The following is an 18,856-nucleotide window of genomic DNA, read 5'->3' as shown; positions in this document are numbered from 1 at the left end:
ACAGGGTCTCAGACCGCCGACCAAGCTACACACGCGCGGTCCGCGGCGGGGACCCCTGTGCACGGCTTGCGCAGATCAACGTCGAGATCAACGTCGAGATCAAGGTCACGATCAACGTTGATCTCCATGGTGGTGTCAACGTCGGCTGATGCTCCAGACGCTGAGAACGGTGAGGATGCCGAGGACCACCAGCGAGGCAAGGGCGCCGATGAGCTCTGCGGTCGCGGGCATGGGACCTCCGGGGTCGAGGGGACGGTGGTGCCGGGAAGGCGTCCCGATAAGGGATCGCGGTAGGGCGTCGGGGGAGGCGTAAGGGAGGTACGTTCGGGAAGACCGTACGAAAAGGTGATCGAAACGGTCATGCAGGAAGGGTTTTGTCATATAGGCATGTGGACGGTCGTGTCGGCCGGATCCGTGGCCTGACCTGCCGGGTATTTCACTCGGGGGGCAGATGCGGGGAGGCCGGTAGGCGGCCCCCTGTTCGAAGGCTTACGATCCTCTGTTGTGTCCAAACTGACCGACGTGCCCAAACGGATCCTGATCGGGCGCGCGCTGCGCAGTGATCGGCTGGGAGAAACGCTCCTGCCGAAGCGCGTCGCACTCCCCGTCTTCGCTTCCGACCCGCTCTCCTCCGTGGCCTACGCGCCAGGCGAGGTGCTGCTCGTCCTGTCCATCGCGGGTTTGTCGGCCTACCACTTCAGTCCCTGGATCGCCGCCGCGGTCGTCGTGCTGATGTTCACGGTCGTCGCGTCCTACCGGCAGAACGTCCACGCCTACCCGAGCGGAGGTGGTGACTACGAGGTCGCGACCACCAACCTGGGCCCCAAGGCCGGTCTGACCGTCGCCAGCGCCCTGCTCGTCGACTACGTCCTCACCGTCGCCGTCTCCATCTCCTCGGGAATCGAGAACCTCGGCTCGGCCTTCCCGTTCGTCGTCGAACACAAGGTGCTCTGCGCCTCCGCCGTGATCCTGCTGCTGACCCTGATGAACCTGCGCGGGGTCAAGGAGTCGGGCAAGCTGTTCGCGTTCCCGACGTACGTCTTCGTCACGGGCGTCTTCCTCATGATCGCGTGGGGCTCGTTCCGCGGTCTCGTGCTGGACGACACCCTGCGGGCGCCGACGGCCGACTTCGAGATCAAACCGGAGCACCAGGGCCTCGCGGGCTTCGCGCTGGTCTTCCTGCTGCTGCGCGCCTTCTCCTCCGGCTGTGCCGCGCTCACCGGCGTCGAGGCGATCTCCAACGGCGTCCCCGCCTTTCGCAAGCCCAAGTCGCGGAACGCGGCCACCACGCTGGCGCTGATGGGCCTGCTGGCCGTCACCATGTTCTGCGGCATCATCGGCCTCGCGATGGCGTCCAACGTGCGGATGGCCGAGAACCCGGCCCACGACCTGCTGAAGAACGGCGTCCCGGTCGGCCCCGACTACGTCCAGAACCCGGTGATCTCGCAGGTCGCCGAGGCGGTGTTCGGCAAGGGCAGCTTCCTGTTCATCGTGCTCGCCGCGGCCACCGCGCTGGTGCTCTTCCTCGCCGCGAACACGGCGTACAACGGTTTCCCGGTGCTCGGCTCGATCCTCGCCCAGGACCGCTACCTCCCGCGCCAGCTGCACACGCGCGGCGACCGCCTCGCCTTCTCCAACGGCATCGTGCTGCTGGCCGGCGCCGCCGCGCTGCTGGTCTGGGTGTACGGCGCCGACTCCACGCGGCTGATCCAGCTGTACATCGTCGGCGTGTTCGTCTCCTTCACGCTCAGCCAGATCGGCATGGTCCGGCACTGGAACCGTCTGCTGGCCACGGAGACCGACCTCGCCAAGCGCCGCCACATGGTCCGCTCCCGCGCGATCAACACCTTCGGTGCCTTCTTCACCGGGCTGGTCCTGGTCGTCGTCCTGGTCACCAAGTTCACGCACGGCGCCTGGGTCGCGCTGCTCGGCATGGTGATCTTCTACGCGACGATGACCGCGATCCGGCGCCACTACGACCATGTCGCCAAGGAACTCGCCGCCCCCGACGGTCCCAGCGACGACAGTGTCCGCCCCTCGCGGGTCCACTCCGTGGTCCTCATCTCCAAGATCCACCGCCCGGCTCTGCGTGCCCTGGCCTACGCCAAGCTGCTGCGCTCGGACACCCTGGAGGCGCTCAGCGTCAACGTCGACCCGGCCGACACCAAGGCCCTGCGCGACGAGTGGGAGCGGCGTGGGATCACCGTGCCGCTGAAGGTCCTGGACTCGCCGTACCGCGAGGTCACGCGGCCGGTCATCGAGTACGTGAAGAGCCTGCGCCGGGAGTCGCCGCGGGACGTGGTCTCCGTGATCATCCCGGAGTACGTGGTCGGGCACTGGTACGAGCACCTGCTGCACAACCAGAGCGCGCTGCGGCTGAAGGGCCGGCTGCTGTTCACGCCGGGTGTGATGGTGACGTCGGTGCCGTACCAGCTGGAGTCGTCGGAGGCGGCGAAGAAGCGGGCCGGCAAGCGCCAGGACTGGAACGCGCCGGGCGCGGTGCGGCGGGGGCCGAAGCAGGACCAGGGCAAGGAACGGTCCAGGGAGCAGGCGAGGGAGCGGAGCGGCAGCGGCAAGGAGTGAGCGGGCCGGGGGGCGGGTCCGGGGCGTTGGACCGCCGGGTCGCCGGGTCGCCGGGTCGCCGGGTCGCCTGGCCGCCCGGTCGTGGCGGTTCGGGTGTCCTTCGGAGCACGTAGACTGGTGGGCTGTTGTCCGGTCGTACCCCCTCTCGTCACTGGAGCGCCCCCGCCATGCAGGAAGAACCGAAGAAACCGCAGGTGGGGTCGCTCGTCGGGGAGACGTACGAGGTCGAGGTCGGCCCCGTCGCCCACGGCGGGCACTGCATCGCGCGCACAGAGGCGGGCCAGGTGCTCTTCGTCCGGCACGCGCTGCCCGGTGAGCGGGTCGTCGCCCGGGTGACCGAGGGCGAGGAGGGCGCGCGGTTCCTCCGGGCGGACGCGGTCGAGGTGCTCACGGCGTCCAAGGACCGTGTCGAGGCACCGTGCCCCTACGCCGGTCCCGGCCGGTGCGGCGGCTGCGACTGGCAGCACGCGAAGCCGGGGGCGCAGCGGCGGCTCAAGGGCGAGGTCGTCGCCGAGCAGCTGCAGCGGCTCGCCGGGCTCACGCCGGAGGAGGCCGGCTGGGACGGCACGGTGGTGCCGGCCGAGGGCGACAAGCTGCCGGCGGGCCAGGTGCCGCAGTGGCGGACGCGCGTGCAGTACGCGGTGGACGCCTCGGGCCGCGCGGGTCTGCGCCGGCACCGCTCGCACGAGGTGGAGCCGATCGACCACTGCATGATCGCGGCCGAGGGCGTCAGCGAGCTGGGCATCGAGAAGCGTGAGTGGCCCGGGATGGCGTCGGTCGAGGCGATCGCCGCGACCGGGTCGCAGGACCGGCAGGTGATCCTGACGCCGAGGCCGGGGGCACGGCTCCCGATCGTGGAGCTCGACCGGCCGGTGTCGGTGATGCGGGTCGAGGAGAAGGACGGCGGCGTGCACCGCGTCCACGGCCGGCCCTTCGTCCGCGAGCGGGCGGACGACCACACGTACCGGGTCGGTTCGGGCGGTTTCTGGCAGGTCCACCCCAAGGCGGCGGACACGCTCGTCACGGCGGTCATGCAGGGCCTGCTTCCCCGCAAGGGCGAGATGGCGCTCGACCTCTACTGCGGGGTCGGCCTGTTCGCGGGCGCGCTCGCGGACCGGCTGGGGGAGCAGGGCGCGGTCCTCGGCATCGAGTCCGGCAAGCGGGCGGTGGAGGACGCGCGGCACAACCTCGCGGACTTCGACCGGGTGCGGATCGAGCAGGGCAAGGTCGAGTCGGTCCTGCCGCGCACGGGCATCACCGAGGTCGACCTCATCGTCCTGGACCCACCGCGGGCGGGCGCGGGACGCAAGACGGTGGAGCATCTGGCGTCGCTGGGGGCGCGGAGGATCGCGTACGTGGCCTGCGATCCGGCGGCGCTGGCCCGGGACATCGGGTACTTCCGCGACGGGGGTTATCGGGTGCGGACGCTGCGGGCGTTCGATCTGTTTCCGATGACGCATCATGTGGAGTGCGTGGCGATTCTGGAGCCGGTGAAGAAGGACGGCTGACCTGCGGTTTCGTGTCTGCGCATTATGTGCGGTGTGGGCGTTACGGGCGATGTCTTGACGCTGAAATGACGCGCGTGACGCTCATTTGACGCTCGTTCTGATGGGATGTCGGTTTGCCCGGCATGATGATCAGGCGGTGGCCCATGTTCCCCGGCGTCCGGCACGCACCCTCGCTGCATCGTCGGGTCGCCCGCGTACGCTCAGTACGCGGACGACCCTCACCTTGAGGCGGCACGCCGCGGGAACCGCCCTTCGAGTGACCGACGCTACCTCTGAAGCACGATCCAGGCCGCGAGGGGGCACCTGCCTCCCGTGACACACCGTAACCTTCGTGTGGCCGGGAGGACCTCATCGGGTCCCCTGTCCGGAAAACTCGATGCGCCTCAACTCTGCATGCCGTTGCCTTCCAGAGTGATTACTCGGTCACCTCGTGCCCGTGACCGTCGTGCAGGCCGCCGCCACTGCCCGCGTCGCCGTCGGTCGGGACCGATTTGACGGGGGCGGACAGCGGGCTGAGGTCGTGGGCGTAGTGGCCCACGGCGTCGGCGATGATGTCGATGTTGATGTCGAACGCCTTCATGTCGATGTTCTTGATGTCGTCACCGGCGGCGTGGTAGTTCGGGTCGTACGCCTGTCCTGCCGTGCCGCCGAACTTGACGGCCTGGCTTGCGGTCTTGATGCCTTCGGCGCCGGTGAAGGTGCCGCCGGAGGGTATGCCGACCTCGATGAAGGGCCCGTAGTCGGAGCGGCCGGTGAAGTCGGTGCCCTCGTGTGGGATCGACTTCGAGTCGAGGAAGTCGTTGATGCCCTTCTCGAGCTGCGCGGAGCCCTCCGGGCCCGGACCGGCGCCGACGCCGTCGGAGTCGTCACCGTCGTACACGAAGTAGCCGGCGTTCGGAGAGGCGATCATGTCGAAGTTCAGGTAGAGCTTGATCTGCCTCTTCTGCTCCTCTGTCAGGGAGGCCACGTACGCCTCCGAACCGAGCAGCCCGAACTCCTCGGCCGACCACCAGGCGAACTTCACCTTGTTCGTCGGCTTGGCATGGGACTTGGCCAGTTCCAGGGCGACCTCGAGGATGCCGGCTGAACCGGAGCCGTTGTCGTTGATACCCGGACCCGCGGCGACGGAGTCGAGATGGGCGCCGAGGAAGACGGTGTTGTCCGCATTCCCGCCTCGGGTCTCCGCGACGACGTTGTACGTCTTGCGGTTCTCCCGCAGCTCACGGATGTCCAGTGTGACGCTGACGGGGCCGTTGGCGGCCTGCGCAGCGAGTGCTTCGCCGTCGGCCTGGGTGACGCCACCGGTCGGGACCTTGCCGAGTCCCGGGTCGCCGATGGTGCCGTTGAGGTCGCCCGCTGTGTTGTTGTAGATTACCGCTCCGACCGCGCCCGCATCCGCGGCGTTGGCCTGCTTGATGGCGAAGGAGCAACCGCCACGCTTGATCAGGGCGATCTTCCCGGTGAAGGCGCCTGAGGCGAAGTCGCCGGCCTCGCAGCCGTTCGTGCCGTCGGCGTCGACGGGAGCGACGGCGAGTGGCGCGGTCACCCCACCCGCGGGCGAACTGGCCGTGTACGTCATGAGTTTGACCGGTACCTCGCGCGGCTCGGGCGAGACGACCTTGAGCCTCTCCTCGATCGTCTCGGTGTACACGAAGTCGAACTCGTGTCTGGAGACCTTGTAGCCGGCCAGTCTCATCAGGGCTTCGACGTACTGGGCGGAGCGCTGGTGCCCCGAGGAACCGGCGGCCCGGTGGCCGTCGTTGTGGTCGGCAATCAGCTGCAGCACCTGAAGGTGCCGGTACGCGTCCTTGGCCGTGGACTTCTTGACCAGCTTGCGGGCCAGTGCGTCCCCCTTGTGGGAGGCGGATTCTGCGCCACTGCCGGCGGTGGCCGGTCCGGCGAGCAGGAGCGGGGAGATCAGAGCCGCGACCGACAGGGTGGCGATGGCTGCGGCTGTCTGGCGTAGGGGCATGGAAGTCCTTTCACGCCGGTTGGAGAAAAGCATCCGGGATCGATCAGGTCGAGGCACGTTAGGCCCCGTTCGGTCGCTGTGAACAGGGTCTTGAACACGAAGTCGTCGTTCTCTCCGCATATCTGACGGTATGAAATGCGGGAAGACGGTCAACGGGAGTGCGGGTGCCAGGGCCGGTGTGCCGATTCCGCCGGTCCTCGTTCGCGTGCTGGGGTCCCTGCGCTCTCCGTCTTCCGGGGTCCGGCCGCTGGAGCACACACGCTTTCCCTCGCGCTGCCTGGACGCGACCTCCCGCAAGGTGCGGGTGAACCACCGGATCGTGTCCCAGGCCGGCCTCACCGTCGCCGAACTCACCAAGGACGGCGCGAAGGGGGACGGGGATATCCACGTCGGCACCATGCACCGCTTCAAGGGCCTTGAATACCAGCGGCTCGCCATCGTCGGTGCCATGGACGGCGTGATCCCCCGTGCCTCGGTCGTCCAGCGCTACCGTGACGCGGACCCGTGGGGATTCGCCCGCGAGGAACTCAAGGCCCGTTCCCTGCTGTTCTTCGCGGCGACCCGGGCCCTTGACGCCCTGCGCGTCAGCTGGTACGGCAAGCCGAGCCCGTACCTGCCGGTCTAGCGGCGCCCGAGGAACCCCGCCCAAGCCGCACGCGACACACGCATCACAGGTCCGGCCACGGCCTTGGAGTCACGGATGTGCACGACTTCGGGGCCGGGCGCGATCTCTACGCAGTCGCCGCCCTCAGCTCCGCTGTAGCTGCTCTTGAACCAGGCGAGGTCGGACGCGACGGCCGAGGACTCAGCGGTGTTCATAGCTCTCCCAGCAACCTATCGATGAACTCCCGGGACTCTCGCGGACTGAGAGCCTGCGATCGGATGATCCCATAGCGGGCGGCGGCCAGCGCTGTCTGTTGCGCATCGGTCTGAAGGGTGCTGGATCCCTGTGCCTCGGTATACGCGAACTTCTTGCCGTCATCCCGCGTGACGACTGTGAACGGCCCGTCCACGCCCGCGCTTTCCTCACAGTCGAGTGGCATGAACTGAATCTCGACGTTCCGCTTCTGCCCGACGAGAAGCAGATGCTCCAACTGGCCTCGCAGTACATCCCTACCGCCGAGCGGACGCCGTAGTACTGATTCGTCCATCACGAAGCTGAGGAGCGGAGCGGGCTGGCGGTCGAAGATGTCCTGCCGGGCGAGGCGCGCCGTAACCCGCTGCTCGATCGTCTCCTGATCCAGAGGCGGTCGTCGCATGGCGAGTACGGCCCTCATGTACTCCTCGCTCTGGAGTAGGCCCTTGACCATAAGAGTGTCGTACGCAAGCAGCTCGATGGCCTCCTTCTCCAGCCTCGCCATCCCCTGGAAGAACACCGGATACTGCGCCCTCTCCACCTGCTCCTTCCACACCGTGAGCAGCCCCTCCGCCCCCAGCGCCTCGTCCGCCTTGTCGATGGTCCTCGGGGACGGGATCCGCCGGCCCTGCTCGAACGACGCGACCGTGGACGCCGAGTAGCCGATCCGCCGCCCCAACTCCTCGCGCTCCAGGCCCGCCCGTGCCCGCAGCGTCTTCATGGTCTGGCCGAACGCGGCGACCACGCCCCGGCCCGAGGCGTCCGCCGCCTGGCCCGCGGTGCTCTCTTCTTCCGTTGCCTCGGTCACCCCTACCGCCTCCCTGCCCCAACGCCCGTCCAGGGAGGGCGTCACGCCGCACCGCTCGTACTCGTACCGCCAACGCGCGTACAACCGGCCCGCGTCAGTGAGTCACCACTGGTCACGCTACGCGACCGGCGGCACCGTCGTCGGCATGACGAACAAACCCGCCTGCCCACCGGACGGCCCGGCCCCCGCCCTCGTGCCTGGCCGTGCCTTCGAGATGCGCTTCACCTCCACCCCGCGCGGCGCCCGGCTCGCCCGCAGGCTGGCCGCCCACCGGCTGGACACCTGGGGGATCCCGTACGGCGGCGGCTCGCACGAGGCGATTACTCTCGTCGTCGGCGAACTGGCCGCCAACGCGGTGCGGCACGGGCACGTGTCCGGCCGGGACTTCCATCTGCGCCTCTACGAGACCGGAGCCCCCGGTGCCGTGGTCCGGATCGAGGTCTCCGACACCCGCGCCGAACGCACACCGCCCCGCCCGGAGACGCTGCGCGCGGCGGACCCCGAGGACACCGGGGGCCGTGGGCTGGTCATCGTCGCGGGGCTGGCGTCCCGCTGGGGCTGGCACGCGCGGTCCGACGGGCCGGGCAAGACGGTGTGGGCGGAGTGCGCGGCCATGCCTCCGGCGTGAGACGAAAACCAGACATCGTGCTCCGGCGAGGGTGGCCGTCGGGGACAATGGACCCACGATGACCTCGCAGGACTACAGCCCGTTCGCGCACCTCACCGTGCCCCACTCCGCCCTCTACCGTCAGGTGATGCGGGCATTCCTGGCGGCCAAGGAGCGGTTCGCGGTGCATCTGCGGCCGGAGGACGTGTTCGCGGCGATGGACGCGGACGCCCGGCCCGGTGATGTCGAGGCGGTGGTGACGGCGCTGGACAGGCTTGTGGGGTGGGGGAACCTGCGGGCCGATCCTGACCACGCCCGCGTGACGGCCGTCGAGGACTTCTACCGCAGGCGGTTCATCTACCAGCTCACCCGGGCCGGCGAGGCGGCCGAGGCGGCGCTCGGGACGTACGACACGACGCTCGGGCGCCGTGGGGAACTCCAGGCTGTCGCGCTGCACGACATCGTCACGCAGTTGCGGGCGCTCCTGGTGATCGCCCAGGAGGACGAGCCGGATCCGGCGAAGGCGTACATCGCGCTGTCCGTCCTCACGGCTCGTTTCACCGACCTCGCGGGCAACGCGCGTGCCTTCATCGGCTCGTTGCAGCGCACCATCGACCTGCACGACATCGAGGTCGAGGCGTTCCTCGCGTACAAGGACCGGCTGATCCAGTACCTGGAGCGGTTCATCCAGGATCTGATCACGCTCGGCGGGCGGATCGCCCTGCTCATCGGCGAGCTGGAGGAACAGGGGAGGGTGGGGCCGCTGCTGGCCCTCGCCGCCGCGCGGGAGGCCGCCGACGCCGCTCCCGAGGAGGCCGAGCGGGCGGAGACGGTGGCGTACGAGAGGTGGGCCGCGCGCTGGTCCGGGCTCGCCCAGTGGTTCGTGTCGGAGGAGGGGCGGGAGTCGCAGGCCCGGCTGCCGCCAGAGCAACAAAACCGCGAGTCAAAGACCCTTACCGCAGGCTCGAGGATCGCGACGGATCCTTGACGTCCGGATCACGCTCGAAACGGAAGTCTCTACCGCGCCTCCGCGGAGCCGAGGGCGCGACCCGACGGCAGATGATACCGGCCTGGTATCATCTCTGTATGGCGATGACACTTCGGCTCCCCGACGACCTTGACGCGAAGCTCACCGAGCGGGCCCGTCGGGAGGGTCGCAGCAAGCAGGAGCTTGCCATCGAGGCGATCCGCGACGCCCAGAACCGGGCCGAGCTGAAGGTCGATGACGTCCTGGCCGAGCTGATGGACAGCGATGCGGAGATTCTGGACTACCTGAAGTGACGGACGTGCGCTACATCCAGATCGACGAGATCCTGGCCATCGCCCGCACGGTCAACGGTACCGAGCACAGCGTGCGTGACATGGGCCTTCTGGTGTCGGCGATCGAACGGCCCCGGACGAACGTGTTCGGAGCCGAGCTGTATCCCACACTGCACGAGAAGGCGGCCGCGCTGCTGCACTCCGTCGCACGCAATCATGCGCTGATCGACGGCAACAAGCGCACCGCCTGGCTCGCCATGCGTGTCTTCCTGCGGTTCAACGGCGTCAGCGCCGGTACCGTCCCGCCACCCGTCTCCCTTGCCGGCCCGTTCGTCGAGGAAGTCGCGCAGGACCACATCGATGTACCGGCCATTGCCAAGAGTCTGGCGGCCTGGTTCCCCGTTTCCTGACGTTCGACGTCGTGAGGTACGGGATCTCGCTGCCCTCGTTGATTCGCACGGCGAGCAGCGTCTTGAGGACGTCGGTCTGCTGGAGCCCTCGATGTTCACGCCGACGGGTTCGACCGCGGTGGCCGGGGCTGCGACGGTGACACCGTCGAGGACCTTGCGGACCTTGGCAAAGCTTCCGGGATCGGTCCAGGACCCCATCGTCACCGTGTGCGCGCACGCCCTATCAGGGCGACACCGCGACGGCGTGCCGAGCACGGGGAGCCATGGTCGAACGCGTTCACGGACCCGCAACCCACCTCACGTATCGTCGGCCGCAGTCGCCTCAGGTCGGTCGGCCTCGGTCCAGGTCTGGTGGTCCGTGGGGCGCTGTCGAAGGAGTGGTCTTGAGCGAGCAGTCGAACAGCGCGCGGACGCCGGACGAGCTGGACCGCCGGCTCGGTGTGCCGGACGCCGTGGTGATCGGGCTGGGCTCGATGATCGGCGCCGGGATCTTCGTCGCGCTCGCGCCCGCCGCACGGGCCGCCGGCTCCGGACTGCTGCTCGCTCTCGCCCTGGCCGCGGTGGTCGCCTACTGCAACGCCACTTCCTCGGCCCGGCTCGCCGCGCGTCACCCCGCCTCGGGCGGCACCTACGTCTACGGCCGTGAGCGGCTCGGCGACTTCTGGGGATATCTGGCCGGATGGGCCTTCGTGGTCGGCAAGACCGCCTCCTGCGCCGCGATGGCCCTCACCGTCGGCGCGTACGTCTGGCCCGGGCAGGCGCACGCCGTCGCGGTCGCGGCGGTCGTGGCGCTGACCGCGGTGAACTACGCCGGCGTGCGGAAGTCCGTGTGGCTGACCCGCGTGATCGTCGCCGTCGTCCTGGCGGTGCTCGCCGCGGTCGTGGTGGCCGCCCTCACCTCCGGCGGGGCGGACGCGGCCGGTCTGGACGTCGGGGACGACGCGACCTTCGGGGGTGTGCTCCAGGCCGCGGGCCTGCTGTTCTTCGCCTTCGCCGGGTACGCCCGGATCGCCACCCTGGGGGAGGAGGTCCGCGACCCGGCACGCACGATCCCCCGGGCCGTACCGCTGGCGCTCGGCATCACTCTGGCCGTCTACGCCCTGGTCGCCGTCGCGACCCTGACCGTCCTCGGCCCGGTCGGCCTCGCGCGGGCGACCGCCCCGCTGTCGGACGCCGTCCGGGCCGCCGGCGTGGAGTGGCTGGCGCCGGTCGTCGCGGCCGGCGCCGCCGTGGCCGCGCTCGGCTCGCTCCTCGCGCTGATCCTCGGCGTCTCGCGCACCACCCTGGCCATGGCCCGCGACCGGCATCTGCCGCACGCCCTCGCGGCCGTCCACCCGCGGTTCAAGGTGCCGCACCGCGCCGAACTCGCCGTCGGGGCGGTGGTCGCGGTGGTCGCGGCGACGGCCGACGTGCGCGGCGCGATCGGGTTCTCCTCGTTCGGTGTCCTGGCCTACTACGCCGTCGCCAACGCGTCCGCCTGGACCCTGACCCCGGCGGAGGGCCGCCCGCACCCCGCGATCCCGGTGGTCGGGCTGGCCGGCTGTCTCGTTCTGGCGTTCGCCCTGCCGCTCTCCTCGGTGATCTCCGGAGCGGCCGTGCTGGCCGTCGGCGCCGTCGCCTACGCGGTGCGCGGTGCGATCGGGCGCGGCACCACCTGAGGAAACGTGCCTCGGCGCCGGGTCCTCCGGCGTCCCCGCTCGGCCTCGCGGCGACGGGCGTCCGGCCGAGACCTCGACCACACTTGCGCAGGGCTTCGCCGCTCGGGGTACCCCACGTCTCCCAGGGCCGTACCGCGTGAGCCCGCCGGCCCGCAGGCGATCACCTCCGCGCCCTGTCGCGCAGGCACCGGACGTCCTCCGCTCACCGGGATCCGGTGCACCCGATCGCTTCCCCCGCAGTCAAGGCGGAAAGAGCCACATCCCTGCCCACGCCGTCCGGCGGATCGCCGTCCGGCGGATCGCCGTCCGGAGCCGGGAGGGGCGCCGCCGCCGGGACCACCCCGCCCGCTCGTCCCGTGCGGCCCCGGTGTTGTGCGTGCGTGCCCGCGCGCGGTCCGCTCAGCCCTGCTGCCCGCTGATGTTGACCATCCATGCGATGCCGAAGCGGTCCTGGCACATGCCGAAGACGTCACCCCACATCTGCTTCTCGATCGGCACGGTGACCGTGCCACCGGCCGACAACTTCTCCCAGTAGCCCCGCAGTTCGGACTCGTCCTCGCCGCTCAGGCTGATCGAGTACGCGTTGCCGCGGCTGTACTCCTCGCCGGGCGGGGTGTCCGCGCACATCAGCGTGAAACCGCTCGGCGTCTCCAGCATGCCGTGCATGACCTTGTCGGCGTCGGCGGGGCCGGACTGGCCGCCGAGGTCGGCGTACGTGCTGACCGCGAGGGTGCCGCCGAAGACCTCCTCGTAGAACTCCAGCGCCTGGCGGGCGTCGCCGTCGAAGACGAGATAGGGATTGAGCCGCGAAGCCATGAGAACCTCCCGAGAGGGCGGACGGTCATTGCTTCGCACCCTAGTCCCGGCCACTGACAACGGCCCGCCGCACCCGAGGGCGCCGGCGTCCCTCGTCCTCACCCCATCGCCTTCGTCCCCGCCGAGTCCCGGCAGCGGGCCGTGAAGCGGCTGCTTCGACCTCGCCGACCGTGTCGCTGTTCGGCCGAACGGGTGACATGGCGTAAGAATTGGTCGGTGCAGGCGATGAGTGCGAGGCAGATCGGGGGAGCCGGTGAACCGCCACGACGTCACCGATGAACAGTGGGAAGGGCTCGCCCAGGTCGTGCCGTTGCGGGGACGCGACGCCTGGCCGTCCGCGGTGGGCCACCGTGCCCTGCCGGAGGCGCCGACGGAGGCCCGCCGCCGTTTCGTCGTGCTGCGGGTCAACGTCTTCGCGGACGCCCGTGAGGTCGCCGAGACCCTGATGGCCGGCATCCCGGTCCTGCTCGACCTCTCGGGCGCCGAGACCGACGTCGCCAAACGGGTCCTGGACTTCAGCACCGGCGTCGTCTTCGGCCGGGCCAGCGGGATGCACCGGGTGGACCGCAACGTGTTCCTGCTGACCCCGCCCGGGACCGAGGTCCAGGGACTGATGGAGGGTGCCACGGGAGGGCCGGGCATGTAGACGGGGCCAGGGGGGCGTTCGCCAGGGGCGTGGGCGCGGGCCGGCGTCGCCCGATCGTAGGAAGGTCCGCCGGGCGGAACGGTTCGGCCGTCGCGCCGTCTCCTACGGTCCGGACATGGCCGCGACTGAGAGCACCCCGTCCCCCACGACTCCCTCCTCGTCCGCCCCGGCATGTCCGGAGCGGCCCTGCGTCACGGAGCTGCGGCTGTCCGCGTTCGCCGGGCACCGCGGCGCCCGGTTCCCGCTCGGTCCGTGCACGGTGCTCGCCGGGCCGAGCGGCTCCGGCAAGACGACCGCGCTGCGGGCCTACGAGGCGCTGGCCCGGCTCGGCGGCGGGGCCGCGCTCGGGGAGGTGTTCCCGGACCCGGCCGCCTGTGTGCCGGAGGGGGCACGGCCGGACGCCCAGCAACGGCGCGGATTCCGGATCGGCTGTACGGCGAACGGCCCCGCGGGCCCGGTACGACTCGACGTCGCCGTCCAGGCCGAGCCCGAACTGCGGGTTGTCGGCGAGCGGTTGACGTCCGGGTCCGTGGTCCTGCTGGAGACGGCGCTGCGCGACCCGGGACGGCCTGCCGTGCAGGCCGCGTGGCACAACGGGGGCTCGGTGCCCGTGACGCGGGCGCCGCTGCCCGACGACCGGCTCGGCACCGCGCTGCTGCCGTTGCGGGTGGCCGGCAGGACCCACGGGCAGCGGCAGGTGCTCGCCGCCGCGGAGCAGATGGTGGTGGCGCTGCGGTCGGTGTTCGTCTGCGATCCGCTGCCGGAGCGGATGCGCGGCCCGGCGCCGGCCGGCGCCGGGCGCCTTCTCGGCGGCTGCGGCAACCTCGCGGGCGTCCTCGCGCGCACCCGCGAGGAGTGCGCGCGACGGCACGGACTGTTCGTCGCGGCCGTGCGGGCCGGCTGCGCCGGGAACGTCACGGACGTGCTCGCCGAGGCGGGCGCCGACGGCACGATCCAGGGGAGCCTCGACCGGGGTGACGGGTACCGGACCGGCTTCGGGCGGCTGGGGGACGGGGAGTTGAGGTATCTGGCGCTCGCTCTGGTGCTGCTCACCGGGCCCGGCGTCCTGGAGGTCGACCCGGTCGCGGAGGTGCCCGCCGCGCTCCAGACGCTCACGGTGCTGGCCGACGGCTTCGACCGCGCGCTCGACGTGCCGCAGCGCACCGAACTGCTGCGGCTGGCGGCCCGGATGGGGGAGCGGGGGCACATCCGCTGGGTCGGCACGGTGAGCGACGCGTCGTGGGCGGCGGCGGAGGACGGGATCACGGTGGTACACCTGAAGCCGTGACAGCACCCTCGGAACATCCCGGACCGCCGGATCTCGCCGCCCTTCAGCGCCGGGTGGTGGCGTTCGCCGCGGCGCGCCACTGGCAGCCGTACCACACGCCCAAGAACCTCGTCGCCGCGCTCAGTGTCGAGGCGTCCGAACTCCAGGAGATCTTCCAGTGGTTGACTCCCGAGGAGTCGGCGCGGGTGATGGGTGACGCCGACGCCGCGCATCGGGTCAGGGACGAGGTCGCCGACGTCCTCGCGTATCTGCTCCAGCTGTGCGAGGTGCTCGGGGTCGACCCGCTGGCCGCGCTCGCGGCGAAGATCGACCGCAACGAGGAGAGGTTCCCGGTGCCGGAAGGGCCGTGAGCTTCTGGCGGGACGCGTCGGTCCGCTCATGGGAGGGCGGCGGTCCGCTTTCACGCTACGTATATGAATTCCGAACTGAATCCGAATTGTGTCCACAGATTTCGGTCGTCCGCTGGCTTTTCGTCTCAGGCGCCCTCACGCTGGGTAGTGAACAAGGGAGTTCGGTCAGACGTGCGGACAGAGCGCGTCGGGACAGACGGGGGCAGCGCATGGACGCGGTGCGGCTCATCCTGACGAGCAGGCGTGCCCTGACAGGAGGCGGCGAGGTCTCCGAGATCATGACGGAGGTGTGGCAGGCGCAGTCCCTCGCCCAGGCGATCGGCAGCCGCCTCGCCGTCTTCGGCCCCCCCGAACTACGGGGTGAGGCACTGGGGTTGACCGAGCTGGCGGGCCGCGGCTGCGGCGTGCTGGACGCACCTCAGCTGGCCCCCGGTGAGCTGCGCGCGGCCCAGCTCACCGAGCTGGGCGACGCCCGCCAGGCCCTGCTCCACCTGGGCAGCCTGCTCGGCGAGGTGGGCATCGCCCTGGTCGGTATCACCTGCGCCGCCCCCGACGACGGGACGTACTGGCAGTGCATGGAGGCCATCGACGCGGCGGACGAGTCGCGGGACCGGGTGCGGGAAATGCTCCGCAAGCTGGCCGCCCGAGAACAGGCGGTGCCCGCACGGGAGGCGGGCTGAGGCTCGACGGGCCCTACAGTGTGGCCGTGGGGACCAGACGCAGGGTCCGCCGCCTGATGGCGGACGGCGTGGCATACGGCTGGTGCTTCGGCCACCGGCACGACCGGGTGCGGGGCTACCCCGGGTGCCGCAGCACGGTGACGCTGTGGCGGCTCGAAGGCGGCGCCTGTCTGCGCCTGGTGTTCCGGCCGGGGCGAGACCGGGTCGTCGCCGACGGCTACTTCGACGAGGGCGCGGCGATACGCCTGCCGGACCGGGAGTACCTGAACCTCTACGAAGCGGGCAACGTGCGGGCGTTGCTGGACGAGTCCTTGGCGCGGGGCCTGTTCCCCACCCGGGGCACGGCGCGGGTGGACGCCTGGCCCCTCTTCGACGCCGTGACGGCACGAGCCCGCGTCGTGCTCCCGGCGGACGGCCGGGTGTCGGTGGCCGAGGCCCGGGTGACTGCCGCGTTCCGGTGAGCGGCGCGTCGCACCGCCGTTCTCCCGTCGGGCGAAGCCGCCCCTCGCCGGTGGTGTTCAGGCGCCTTCCGGACCCTCCGGCGGATCGGCCCTGCGCTTCGTGCCGGCGGCCTGGAGGTCCGCGTCGAGGGCCGACAGGTCCGCGTTCAGCGCCGCCATGAGTTCCTCCATCTGCTGCAGCAACCCCTTCGGCCGGGACTCGGACCCGCCCTGCTGCGGCACGGTCTCCTCGGACATGTCGGCCTCCTCGGCCCTGGCCCCCGGGGAGGGCCGATACGGGTGTCGCTCCGGCATCGGCCGGCCGGTGCGGGCGCCGGGCGTCCGGCTCCGCCCGAGCCAACGATCACCGTCGGGGCCGGTCACTGGCGCGGGCGCGGCCCCGTGCGTGGCGTTGACGTATTTCACCCTCGGCGGGGACCCGGCCACGCCCCGCGCGACGGCGGCCCGATCGACGCGACGGCGCCCAGATCTATGCGACGGCGCCCAGAACTATGCGCTGCGCCGGTGCCCGAGCAGGCAGGATGGAATCATGGATCTTCGAATCTTCACCGAGCCCCAGCAGGGGGCGACCTACGACACCCTGCTCACCGTCGCGAAGGCCACCGAGGACCTGGGCTTCGACGCCTTCTTCCGCTCCGACCACTATCTGAAGATGGGCTCCGTGGACGGCCTGCCCGGCCCCACGGACGCCTGGATCACCCTTGCCGGGCTGGCCCGCGAGACCCAGCGCATCCGGCTCGGCACCCTGATGACCGCCGGCACCTTCCGGCTGCCCGGCGTGCTCGCCATCCAGGTCGCGCAGGTCGACCAGATGTCCGGCGGCCGGGTCGAACTCGGCCTCGGCGCGGGCTGGTTCGAGGAGGAGCACACCGCGTACGGCATTCCCTTCCCGAAGGAGAAGATCGGCCGTCTGGAGGAGCAGCTGGAGATCATCACGGGGCTGTGGGCCACGGAGTCCGGCCGTACCTTCGACTTCCACGGCACGTACTACCAGCTCAAGGACTCGCCCGCGCTGCCCAAGCCCACCCAGCCGAAGATCCCCGTCCTCGTCGGCGGCCACGGCGCGACCCGCACGCCCAGGCTGGCCGCGAAGTACGCCGACGAGTTCAACATGCCGTTCGCCTCCGCCGAGGACAGCGACCGCCAGTTCGGCAGGGTCCGCGCCGCCGCCGAGGAGGCCGGACGCAAGGCCGACGACCTCGTCTTCTCCAACGCCCTCGTCGTCTGCGTCGGCAGGGACGAGCGGGAGGTCGCCCGCCGCGCCGCCGCGATCGGCCGCGAGGTCGACGAGCTGAAGCTCAACGGCCTGGCCGGTTCCCCCGCCGAGGTCGTCGACAAGATCGGCCGCTACGCCGAGATCGGCTCCCGGCGGTTCTACCTCCAGATCCTCGACCTCACCGACCTGGACCACCTGGAGCTGATCTCCGACCGGGTCCAGGCGCAGCTGCCGTAACGCACGAGGACGTCCGCCCGGCGGCCGCGTCCCTCATCCGCTCCGCCCCCGCTCGCGCGCCTTCAGCTCGGACGCGTACCCCGCGCCGACGGCGAGCAGGGCGGCGGACAGGGCGAGGAACGCGGCGGCGGGGTTGATGTGGCCCGGCACGCCGGCCGGGTAGCTCTCGCCCGTCCTCGTGCGGCAGACCAGCCGGACGGGGATCACCTGCACGTCGACGTCCAGGGTCACGGCGGCCTTCTCCGGCCCCCCGGCGGCGAGGCAGGGCCGGGCGGGTGCCGAGCCCGCACCGCCGTCCTTCACCTCCAGGTAGGCGCCCAGCACGTGCAGCGCGCCCCAGGTGTACACGGCGGCGGCCGCTGCCCCCGCGAGGGCGGCCAGGGAGCGCAACCGCGTCACGCGGTCCGCCCGGCGCACGCCGTGTGCCGAGAGGGTGCCGAAGCCGTAGCCGGACAGGCCGAACGCGGTGACGGCGCCGATGACGAGGACCAGCAGCAGGAGGAGTCCGCCGCCCATCAGTTCACCGGCCCTTCCGGCCGCTGCCCCTGTTCGTCCTTCTGCCACGCGCCGATCCCGAGCTTTCCCGTCGTCCCCAGGTCCAGCTCCGGGACCACCGTCACGGGCGCGGCACCGGGCTGCGCCCAGGTCCGTACGTAGGGGGCGTTCACGGCCTCGCCGGACTCCGTGGTGTTGCGCCAGACCAGCCCTGCCCAGGCGCGTTCGCCGGGTGCCAGGGTCAACGGCCGCGGCGGGGCGTCGGCCCCCGTGCCGGTGGCGATGGCGTCCCCGCCCTCGAGGACGCGCACCCCCTCGACCACCTCGTGCTCCTCGTCGAGGATCTGGAGTTCGGGGTAGCCGTCGAGCGCGTACGACTCGGTGCCGCAGTTCTCCAGGTGCAGTCCCACGACCCGCAGCCCCATCGCGGCGTCGCCCTGATCGGCGTAGAGCCTTACCCCCGAGGCCGGGCACGGGCCCGCCTGCGAGGGGGCCTCGTCGGCAGGAACGCTCCTGACCTTGGTCAGCGACACGCGCTCCCCGGCGGTCATGGTGACGGTCCGCCGCACCGGGTGCCCCCGCCCGACCGCCTCCACGGTCTCCCGCACGGTGGACATCGCGGCCCCGGTCTCCGAGGTGAAGGTCAGGGAGACGAAGTACGTGAAGGCCTCGGCCCCCTCGTGGTCGACCTCGAACTCGACGCGGTCGCAGGCGGCGCCGCTCAGGCCCGTGATCCTGACCCCGTCCCGCTCCGTCCACGAGGGGTCGGCCGCGCAGACGGAGCCCGAACCGGGGTGCTGGGCGACGCACGCCGTGAGCAGCAGCAGGGCGCAGACGGGGAGGAGGGGACGCATCCGCCGAGTCGACCAGCACCGGCCACGTGGAGCTGTGGCGGAAGCCACTCCTCCGGTCACAGCCCTGTCACAGCCGCATTCGGGCCGAGCGGAAAAATGCCAGGTGGCCGGGCGTTGTTGTGGGTACGTTGGCAGGGTCCCGCGGGTCCGC

21 protein-coding genes are annotated in these 18,856 nt (G+C 71.0%); 14 read left to right on the top strand and 7 right to left on the bottom strand.

Annotated elements, in window-relative coordinates; all coding sequences use genetic code 11:
• The first annotated feature begins 504 nt into the window (after positions 1-504).
• Together ACWCPM_RS06335 and ACWCPM_RS06330 are read left to right on the top strand one after the other, a co-directional pair.
• Positions 505-2,583, top strand: coding sequence for an APC family permease (locus tag ACWCPM_RS06335; RefSeq protein WP_450974971.1), 2,079 nt, complete (start codon positions 505-507; stop codon positions 2,581-2,583).
• Positions 2,584-2,750: 167 nt separating this feature from the next.
• Positions 2,751-4,091, top strand: a complete 1,341-nt coding sequence (locus ACWCPM_RS06330) for a class I SAM-dependent RNA methyltransferase (RefSeq protein ID WP_450974970.1) — start codon at positions 2,751-2,753, stop codon at positions 4,089-4,091.
• A gap of 415 nt (positions 4,092-4,506) precedes the next feature.
• Here ACWCPM_RS06330 and ACWCPM_RS06325 read toward each other — a convergent pair whose 3' ends face one another.
• Entirely contained in the window at positions 4,507-6,063 is a 1,557-nt protein-coding gene (locus tag ACWCPM_RS06325; protein WP_450974969.1) for a M28 family metallopeptidase, read from the bottom strand.
• A gap of 304 nt (positions 6,064-6,367) precedes the next feature.
• On the opposite strand from ACWCPM_RS06325, the gene ACWCPM_RS06320 reads away from it, so the two are divergent.
• A complete protein-coding gene (locus ACWCPM_RS06320) occupies positions 6,368-6,688 on the top strand; it encodes a 3'-5' exonuclease (protein ID WP_450974968.1) in 321 nt (106 codons plus the stop codon).
• Here the strand turns inward: ACWCPM_RS06320 and ACWCPM_RS06315 are convergent.
• Both ACWCPM_RS06315 and ACWCPM_RS06310 read right to left on the bottom strand, forming a co-directional pair.
• The gene (locus ACWCPM_RS06315; protein WP_450974967.1) at positions 6,685-6,882 is read right to left on the bottom strand and encodes a DUF397 domain-containing protein; all 198 of its coding nucleotides are present in this window, start codon (positions 6,880-6,882) and stop codon (positions 6,685-6,687) included. The genes ACWCPM_RS06320 and ACWCPM_RS06315 overlap by 4 nt on opposite strands.
• Positions 6,879-7,727 (bottom strand): helix-turn-helix domain-containing protein, encoded by an 849-nt coding sequence (locus ACWCPM_RS06310; RefSeq protein WP_450974966.1) that lies wholly within the window; start codon positions 7,725-7,727, stop codon positions 6,879-6,881. The genes ACWCPM_RS06315 and ACWCPM_RS06310 overlap by 4 nt, the downstream gene beginning before the upstream one ends.
• 145 nt (positions 7,728-7,872) lie before the next feature.
• Between ACWCPM_RS06310 and ACWCPM_RS06305 the strand changes: the two genes are divergently transcribed.
• The 5 genes from ACWCPM_RS06305 (at position 7,873) to ACWCPM_RS06285 (ending at position 11,662) form a co-directional block, all read left to right on the top strand.
• On the top strand, positions 7,873-8,355 hold the full coding sequence (locus ACWCPM_RS06305; RefSeq protein WP_450974965.1) for an ATP-binding protein: 483 nt from the start codon (positions 7,873-7,875) through the stop codon (positions 8,353-8,355).
• A 58-nt stretch (positions 8,356-8,413) separates the two neighbouring features.
• Positions 8,414-9,322: a TIGR02677 family protein gene (locus ACWCPM_RS06300; RefSeq protein ID WP_450974964.1), complete on the top strand. Its 909-nt coding sequence runs from the start codon at positions 8,414-8,416 to the stop codon at positions 9,320-9,322.
• Positions 9,323-9,420: 98 nt separating this feature from the next.
• Entirely contained in the window at positions 9,421-9,615 is a 195-nt protein-coding gene (locus tag ACWCPM_RS06295; RefSeq protein WP_037672007.1) for a ribbon-helix-helix protein, CopG family, read from the top strand.
• Complete coding sequence (locus ACWCPM_RS06290) at positions 9,612-10,004, top strand: type II toxin-antitoxin system death-on-curing family toxin (RefSeq protein WP_450974963.1); 393 nt, start codon at positions 9,612-9,614, stop codon at positions 10,002-10,004. Before ACWCPM_RS06295 ends, ACWCPM_RS06290 begins: the two co-directional genes overlap by 4 nt.
• A gap of 383 nt (positions 10,005-10,387) precedes the next feature.
• Entirely contained in the window at positions 10,388-11,662 is a 1,275-nt protein-coding gene (locus ACWCPM_RS06285) for an APC family permease (protein ID WP_450974962.1), read from the top strand.
• Positions 11,663-12,061: 399 nt separating this feature from the next.
• Here the strand turns inward: ACWCPM_RS06285 and ACWCPM_RS06280 are convergent, their stop codons facing one another.
• Positions 12,062-12,478: a VOC family protein gene (locus ACWCPM_RS06280; protein WP_450974961.1), complete on the bottom strand. Its 417-nt coding sequence runs from the start codon at positions 12,476-12,478 to the stop codon at positions 12,062-12,064.
• Positions 12,479-12,731: 253 nt separating this feature from the next.
• On the opposite strand from ACWCPM_RS06280, the gene ACWCPM_RS06275 reads away from it, so the two are divergent.
• From ACWCPM_RS06275 to ACWCPM_RS06255, 5 genes are all read left to right on the top strand, one after another.
• Positions 12,732-13,124, top strand: a complete 393-nt coding sequence (locus tag ACWCPM_RS06275) for a cell division protein SepF (protein WP_450974960.1) — start codon at positions 12,732-12,734, stop codon at positions 13,122-13,124.
• Between the two features lie 115 nt (positions 13,125-13,239).
• Positions 13,240-14,412: an AAA family ATPase gene (locus tag ACWCPM_RS06270; RefSeq protein WP_450974959.1), complete on the top strand. Its 1,173-nt coding sequence runs from the start codon at positions 13,240-13,242 to the stop codon at positions 14,410-14,412.
• Positions 14,409-14,762, top strand: a complete 354-nt coding sequence (locus tag ACWCPM_RS06265) for a nucleotide pyrophosphohydrolase (RefSeq protein ID WP_450974958.1) — start codon at positions 14,409-14,411, stop codon at positions 14,760-14,762. The genes ACWCPM_RS06270 and ACWCPM_RS06265 overlap by 4 nt, the downstream gene beginning before the upstream one ends.
• A 209-nt stretch (positions 14,763-14,971) precedes the next feature.
• A complete protein-coding gene (locus ACWCPM_RS06260; protein ID WP_450974957.1) occupies positions 14,972-15,442 on the top strand; it encodes a DUF6099 family protein in 471 nt (156 codons plus the stop codon).
• A gap of 26 nt (positions 15,443-15,468) precedes the next feature.
• On the top strand, positions 15,469-15,903 hold the full coding sequence (locus tag ACWCPM_RS06255) for a hypothetical protein (RefSeq protein WP_450974956.1): 435 nt from the start codon (positions 15,469-15,471) through the stop codon (positions 15,901-15,903).
• A 57-nt stretch (positions 15,904-15,960) separates the two neighbouring features.
• Here the strand turns inward: ACWCPM_RS06255 and ACWCPM_RS06250 are convergent, their stop codons facing one another.
• The gene (locus ACWCPM_RS06250; RefSeq protein ID WP_450974955.1) at positions 15,961-16,140 is read right to left on the bottom strand and encodes a hypothetical protein; all 180 of its coding nucleotides are present in this window, start codon (positions 16,138-16,140) and stop codon (positions 15,961-15,963) included.
• Between the two features lie 292 nt (positions 16,141-16,432).
• Here ACWCPM_RS06250 and ACWCPM_RS06245 point away from each other — a divergent pair, with 292 nt between their 5' ends.
• Positions 16,433-17,356 (top strand): LLM class F420-dependent oxidoreductase, encoded by a 924-nt coding sequence (locus tag ACWCPM_RS06245; RefSeq protein WP_450974954.1) that lies wholly within the window; start codon positions 16,433-16,435, stop codon positions 17,354-17,356.
• Between the two features lie 33 nt (positions 17,357-17,389).
• Here ACWCPM_RS06245 and ACWCPM_RS06240 read toward each other — a convergent pair whose 3' ends face one another.
• Both ACWCPM_RS06240 and ACWCPM_RS06235 read right to left on the bottom strand, forming a co-directional pair.
• Positions 17,390-17,872, bottom strand: a complete 483-nt coding sequence (locus ACWCPM_RS06240; RefSeq protein WP_450974953.1) for a hypothetical protein — start codon at positions 17,870-17,872, stop codon at positions 17,390-17,392.
• Positions 17,872-18,705, bottom strand: coding sequence for a DUF4232 domain-containing protein (locus ACWCPM_RS06235; protein WP_450974952.1), 834 nt, complete (start codon positions 18,703-18,705; stop codon positions 17,872-17,874). The genes ACWCPM_RS06240 and ACWCPM_RS06235 overlap by 1 nt, the downstream gene beginning before the upstream one ends.
• Positions 18,706-18,856: the final 151 nt, after the last annotated feature.

This window comes from Streptomyces sp. NPDC002309, from assembly GCF_053593375.1.
Note: the sequence above shows the minus strand (reverse complement) of the source record. Positions and strands in the feature narration are given on the sequence as shown.